Source organism: Salipiger sp. 1_MG-2023, assembly GCF_030547555.1.
Taxonomy (GTDB): Bacteria; Pseudomonadota; Alphaproteobacteria; order Rhodobacterales; family Rhodobacteraceae; genus Salipiger.
Genome location: NZ_JAUOQN010000105.1, coordinates 1 through 6,669 on the forward strand (window position 1 = coordinate 1; position 6,669 = coordinate 6,669).

General features: G+C 60.4%; 1 protein-coding gene and 3 pseudogenes. 2 read left to right on the forward strand and 2 right to left on the reverse strand.

Annotated elements, in window-relative coordinates; genetic code table 11:
* Positions 1-94: 94 nt before the first annotated feature.
* A pseudogene (locus Q4543_RS23410) lies at positions 95-214 on the forward strand (ATP-binding protein); the annotation flags it as partial.
* A gap of 72 nt (positions 215-286) precedes the next feature.
* Here the strand turns inward: Q4543_RS23410 and Q4543_RS23415 are convergent.
* Positions 287-675 (reverse strand): annotated as a pseudogene (locus Q4543_RS23415) (transposase); the annotation flags it as partial.
* A 384-nt stretch (positions 676-1,059) separates the two neighbouring features.
* Here Q4543_RS23415 and Q4543_RS23420 point away from each other — a divergent pair.
* Entirely contained in the window at positions 1,060-5,748 is a 4,689-nt protein-coding gene (locus Q4543_RS23420; protein WP_303442385.1) for an AAA domain-containing protein, read from the forward strand.
* A gap of 309 nt (positions 5,749-6,057) precedes the next feature.
* Here the strand turns inward: Q4543_RS23420 and Q4543_RS23425 are convergent.
* A pseudogene (locus Q4543_RS23425) lies at positions 6,058-6,567 on the reverse strand (transposase); the annotation flags it as partial.
* Positions 6,568-6,669: the final 102 nt, after the last annotated feature.

The window sequence follows — 6,669 nt, forward strand, 5'->3', positions numbered from 1 at the left end:
AACGGCGGGATGACACCCGTCCAGAAACTGAAAATGGCCGCATAAATTCTACGACCAAGCCCCCGCAAAAACGGGGGGATTACCGGATTACCCCGACCGGCTCACGCACCGCTGCCACATTCTGGAAACTGGCAACGACAGCTACCGGTTCAAGGCCAGTTCTGAGGCCACAAAGAAAATAGGCAAGGAGACCAAAACTTTGACCGCGCCATAAACAAAGACGCATAACTCAGCGTGGGTCAAATCTCGACGCAAATACCGGGTCAGTTCTCAGTGAAAATCAACAGATCTGAGCCTTCAGGGTTTTCTGCCTGCGGCACAGGGTCGAGTAGTCTGGAATGAGCCAGTCCAGCCTCGCGAGCCGCAGCAGACCGGCGACCATCTCCGCGGTCTGCCTGAGCGGCACCTTGACCCGCTCTCGGGACATTGTTGTACAATGCCCTGTTGGGCAGTGGGCACGCAGAACTGGATTGCCGCATTCGAGAACACCGGTGGGTGCTCAGGGCGGCCTTCATGTGGCGCGTGCCATTTCATGCCCTTGTCCAACCACCCTCTCACACATGCAGGCATGTGCTGCCGGACAGTGTATCGGCAACGCCCCCCCCGCTTCCTGAGCGCCTCGTTGTAGGTGGACCAGTTCGTCGTGCGGTAGCGGGCGGGCGATGGCTTGCTCATGCCTGCCACCTAACCACATGGGTTCTTCATGTGAAGACTTCACCGGTTGAGTTCTGCAACATCGCCCATCACGGTCAAAGACCGTGATGGCGGAAAGCGTCTCAGCGGACTCCCCATCATCTTCTCACGGGACCGTTTCCGCTGCACCGCCGGTACGGGTGATTTTAAGATCGGCCTTTGCTGTTGCAAGAGCCAACAGTTGGTTTCAGATTGGTTCAGCACAATACTGAATTCACCAAAATTTGCTTTTAACATCAGAATGATCGTCTTCGGGTTGTGTTTGCGGTCAGCTTCAACCAGAACCGCGATTCCAAACCCAACACATCTGTGTCGAAGTCAACCGAACTTAGGGTTTCTTGAAGAATTCAGAGGCCGGGATCTAAAATGAACAAGAAATACACGGTCGTACCGGATGAGGAGCTGTCCCCCGACGACCGCCAGAAACTTTCTGGCCTTCTTGGCTTTGCTCAGGGTGTCCTGACCGCGCGCGAGAAGGTCCAGATGACCATGTCCGCAGGGCTTGGTGTCTTTCATGAAGGTGATATGCAGGGACTCCCCGGCCTGCATCTCGATAGCGATGATGGCTCCTGGCTCCGCATCGACAGACAGCGTGAAACCAAACCGCCAGAGCCAATCGACTACGTCGCCAGCTTCCTGACCGCGCGCCCCACCGATCCCGCCAAGCCGCCGGTCATGAAAAGCGCCATCTCGATCGAGGTTTCGATCGAGGAGGCCTCCGACCTGGAAGAGGCGGGTCTGCTGCGGCCTGAAAACGTAAAGGCGGTCATTGCCGATGGTGTCGAGATCGAAAACCACGTCAAGATCGTTCTTCTTGCCGAAGACTGCAAGGAAATGCAGCGGGATTTCCAGCGCTATACCCGTGGCCCTTGGGCTGACTGGGCGCGAGATGAAAAACCGACCCGGAAATCGATCTCCTTTTACAACGACCTCTTCAAGATCCACGCCAGCATCCACACGGCTGAATCCACCCCGCCCGAGCTGGTCTGGGGCATCGGAATCGGCCGATGGGAGCATGCCGGCCAGAGGATCGACATGCCGATCGTGGAACAGCTGGTGGATATCGAGGTCGAAGACGGTGGTGCGATCGCCATTCATCCTCGCGACCTTCCGCCAACCCTCTCCCTGAAGCCCTATCTCGAAATCGAGATCGATGGCTCCCCCAAGCTTCAGCGTGACCTGCAAGATCGCCTTGCCCAGATCATGCAGGGAGACGCGGAGATCTCTCCCTTCACTACCGCACTCGAGCCCATCCTTGATACCGCCGCCTCGAACCTTTCGAGCACAGGTGAGCATATCGACCGGGTTCGCATCGATGCCGGTGAAGCCCTTCCTCGCATCGGCTCCGATCTCAGGATCGCCTCGAGCTGGGCGATCTTTGGCCGGCCGAGATCGCACGAGGCACGGTCTCAGGATCTGGATGCCCTGCGCAAGCGGATCGCGGATCAGAACATCTCCGTGCCGTCATCCGTCAAGGGCTTCGCAAAGCCGCCTTCCGATGTCGCTCTTGCGGCGGTTTCCGACTGGGGCATCGACAGCACCATTCTGGCCGGGGCAGGGGAAAACACCTGGAATTCCCCGTCCGGTTCCAGAGCATCCGATCGGGAGCCATCCGCCAGCCCTGTGGGCGGGGCGGCTGCAAAGCTGAACTCGAGGCGGGTGCATTTCTTCCCTCTCCCCTTCAACGAGGAGCAGGGCAAGATCTCGAGCATGATCGACGACAAGTCGCTCCACGTCGCAACGGTTTCCGGCCCTCCCGGCACCGGGAAAAGCCACAGCATCGCGAATATAATCAGCCATCAGATGGCGACCGGAAAGCGTGTGCTTGTCACCGCCCGGACGCCAGAGGCTATCGCCGCGGTGCGCGAGAAACTTCCCAAGAGCCTCCAGCCCCTCGTCATCGCCTCGGTCGGTACCGACCGCGAGAGCGCACAACAGCTGCAGAATGCTGTCACGGAGCTTTCGAACGAAGTCGTTGGACTGAATATCGACGAAGCCCTCGCCACGAAAGCCATGCTTGAGCGCAAGATCGTCGATTGCGACAACGAGGCTGCGCAGGCGGACCTGAAGCTTGCAGAGATCGCCCGCACCAATCTGGCGCCTCTTGAGTGGCAGGGGAAAACCCATCCCCCGATGGATCTCGTCGAAATCCTCGAAGCCGACGCCGAACAGCATGGCTGGTTCACCGACCGGCCAAAGGATCTCCCGCCTTCGCAGTTGGCAGATCTTCTTCATTACCTCAGGCAGGCTCTGCCCGAGCTCGCTGGCGACATCATCTACGCCGGCGCAGATCTTCCACAGCCGGACGAGTTGCCCGCAACAGCCGACCTGATCGCCGCCCATGATGTGGAGCTTGCCTGGAACTCCCGCGAGGTGATCGACTACTCCGGCGCAGCTAAAATGGCGCTCGACAGCGCCGGCGCCGAAAGCCAGGCGCGCAACGTTCTTCAGGACCTTGAGGCTTGCGCTGCTGCAATCGAAGAGCTGGGTGAACAGGAGCGCGATCTCGCAACTCTCGCCATCCAGAACGAGGCTCCGCTCGACTGCTCCGCGATCGAAAAGATCCGGGACGTTCTTGCCCGGCAAGAAAATCTTGAAGCGATCGCCACTGTTCGTTTCTCGCTCGACGCATGCAGCCTAGAGGATTTTCAGGGCGCGGCGCAACGCGGCGCCGCCGGTCAAAAGCCGGTTGGTTTCTCGCTTTTCGGCGGGGCTCTCAAGCAGGCTGTTGCCAGCGTCCGTGTCAACGGCGAACAGCCCTCAAATGCTGATGACTGGCGCGCAGTCCATGCAGCCTGCCGCCTGAAAAAAAGCAGGGACAGCATCAACAGCGCCCTCATGCCTTTCATCGGGTTCGGTGTCATGGGGTCTGTGCCCCACGACCCCTGGGCGCTCGCGACATACCTGAGAGACAGGCAGTCAGAAGCAAACCGCGCGCTGGAAATTGCACGACGTCTCGTCCCCATTCGCACAGCCCTGCGTGCGCTCTTCCCTTACGGCCTCGACATCGACGGGCCAATCAGGGCGCTCGATTGCCAGCCTGCGCTCTTCGCCCTGCGCGCCAACCTTCCGGATGCGCACCGCACGCCTCAGGCGCTCACCACACTCACCGCGATTGCCGGTAAGAAGGCCCTGCCGATTTTCGGTGCCATGCGCGACCTTGCGTCCGCAATCGGCCAACCGGAAACCGATCCTCAGCAGATCGTCACCCTGCGTGGCGAGATCACTAGGGAGATCACGCGCCTCTCCGAGATTGCTTCCCGGCTCAAGCAGCTGGGCGCGGCCCTGAAAGTGCTTTCCGACTGCGGTGCGCCGGAATGGGCCGAGCGCCTGAAAGACGATCCTCTCAACGCACCCTCCCTGATCCCCGACAGATGGCAGGCGGCCTGGAGCTGGGCCATGATGATAACCCGCGTCCAGCACATCATCGAGCTCGGCAATGGCGACGAATACCGCAAGGCCAAGGCCGACGCGATGCAGCGGCGACGCAAACACTTCGAAGATCTGATTCGTGTCCGCACCCTGCTGGGTCTCGCCCGACGCATGACGCCGCGCGTGCGCCAGGCGATGGAAGCCTTCACCCACGCCATCTCCAAGATCGGAACCGGCAAGGGCAAGAAGGCGCCCCGTTTCATCCGGGCGGCACAGGAAGCGGCACGACAGGCCTCTTCCGCAGCGCCGGTCTGGATCATGCCCGAATACAAGATTCCCGAACAACTGCCACCTGAGTTCGGTGATTTCGACCTGGTCATCCTGGACGAGGCCTCTCAGAGCGACATCACCGCGATCGCGGCGCTGGCACGCGGCAAGAAGATCCTTGTCGTGGGTGACGAGGCACAGGTCTCGCCGAGCGCGGTCGGTATTTCCGTTCAGAAAATCAATGCACTGCGCGCCGAGTTCCTTGACGGGCTGCCCAATGCCGGGCTGATCGACGAGAACACCTCGATCTTCGAGATGACCAAGCGCATGCACCCCGAGAGCCACGTCATGCTGCGTGAGCATTTTCGCTGCGTGGCGCCGATCATCCAGTTCTCCACCCGCTTTTACAACAATGCCCTGGTCCCGCTCCGGGTGCCGAAGGCCTCCGAGCGCTTCGATCCGCCCTTGGTGGATGTCTACATTCCCGGCGCCGTGCGCCAGGGCAAGACCAACCCCTATGAAGCCCGCTGGATCGTCGACGAGATCGCCAAGATCATCAATGACCCGGCCCATAAAGGGCGCGATATCGGCGTGATCTCTCTGATCGGCGGAGAGCAGGCCGAAAAAATCGGTCGGATGCTGGTCGAAGACGAGCGCATCGGTCCGGAGAAAATCGAGGAGCGCCGGATCATCTATGGCGACGCGCGCACCATGCAGGGGCAGGAGCGTTCCATCGTCTTCCTGTCCATGGTGGCAACCCCTGGTCGGGTGACATCCCAAAGCTCCAAGCCTGACCAGCAACGTATCAACGTGGCCATGAGCCGGGCCCGGGACCGACTCTACCTCGTTCGCTCCGTCGGCCTCGAGGATCTCAAGCCCACCGATATCAAGGCGGACATCCTTCACCACTTCGCCGACCCGATGCCGAATGGCCGGGTCGTTACTGGCACCGAAAGCGCCGACCTCATGGACCGCTGCGACAGCGGCTTCGAGCGCGAAGTGCTGGGCCGGCTCCTCGAGGCGAACTACCGTGTCCGCCCGCAGGTCAAGGCCGGCGGATTCTCCATCGACCTCGTGGTCGAAGGTCACGATGATCGCCGCCTCGCCATCGAACTCGACGGAGATCAATATCACGGGCCCGAAGTCTGGGGCCGGGACATGGCGCGCCAAGCCGCCCTTGAACGCGCCGGTTGGACATTTTGGCGCGTCTTCGGCAGCCAGTGGAATGCCCAGAAGGAGTTCTGGTGGAAGAACCTCGTTGAGACACTCGATCGGATGAAGATCGACCCGATCGGTGCCATCACAATCGACGAGCGCTTCACCGAGACGGTTGTCGTCGATATGTTCACCGAAGCAGGCGACGCACCCCCGGCCTTCGCGGATCTGCCGACCGACGAAGACGCTCACGCTGACTAGGAAGTCGCGGATGCTTCGATGCCACCGGTGACAACGCCATCGGTGGCCGCTCTGGGTGACGAGAACGCGACGCCTCCCAAGACGCTGGGCGCTCCGGTCATGATGGCGCCAGCGACACCCGAGGCCTTTGCATCGAGGTCAGGGGGCTGGCACAGTCCGGATGCTGTGGATGACCTCCTCGTCGATGACGGTGCTGAAGGTCGTGTCTTTGCTACGGGCCTCCGCTGTGGGCTTTGGCGCTTGAGTCGGCGTGTAGGTCGGGAACTTGTTCTGGATACCGGTCTCCGAGTAGTGTAAGCGGTGTGCCGTTCACACGGGTTTTGCGTAGTTCCACGGCAGCAACTCTTTGATGTGCGTTTGTTTGTGCCCGCCAGCAATGGCTGTCAGGACGGCGGACAGATAGCCGTGGGGCTCAATCCCGTTGAGTTTGCAGGTCTCGATCGGAGACGCGATGACGGCCCAGTTTTGTGTGCTTGCCTCATGGCCTGCGAAGAGTGCATTTTTGCGATTGAGGGCAATGGGGCGGATCGTGCGCTCGACAGGATTATTGTCGACTTCGATGCGACCATCGTCAAGGAACCGGCACAAGCCTGCCCAGTATTTGGCGATGTATTTTAGGGCTTCACCGGTGGGTGATTTCGCTGAGACGCGGGCGCGGTGTCGGGCGAGCCAAAGCTCGAAAGCGTCGATGATGGGTTTTGATCGTTCCTGCCGTGCAGCACAGCGTTGATCTGCGCTTAGGCCGCGCAGGTCTTTTTCGATGCGATAGAGCGCCTGGATTTGGGCCAGACCTTCCTGCGCGTGTGAACCGCCCCGTGTTTACCGGAGAGTTTCTGGTTCAATAGTTAGGCTGCGTTTTCGTCAGCGTTCAAGCTTACGTAGAATGCCTCCTCTGCTTCTTGTGGCGTGATGTAACCGATG

Excerpts from the sequence above, each read along its gene's own strand:
- Q4543_RS23420 (WP_303442385.1), top strand. The coding sequence starts at position 1,060 with ATGAACAAGAAATACACGGTCGTACCGGATGAGGAGCTGTCCCCCGAC.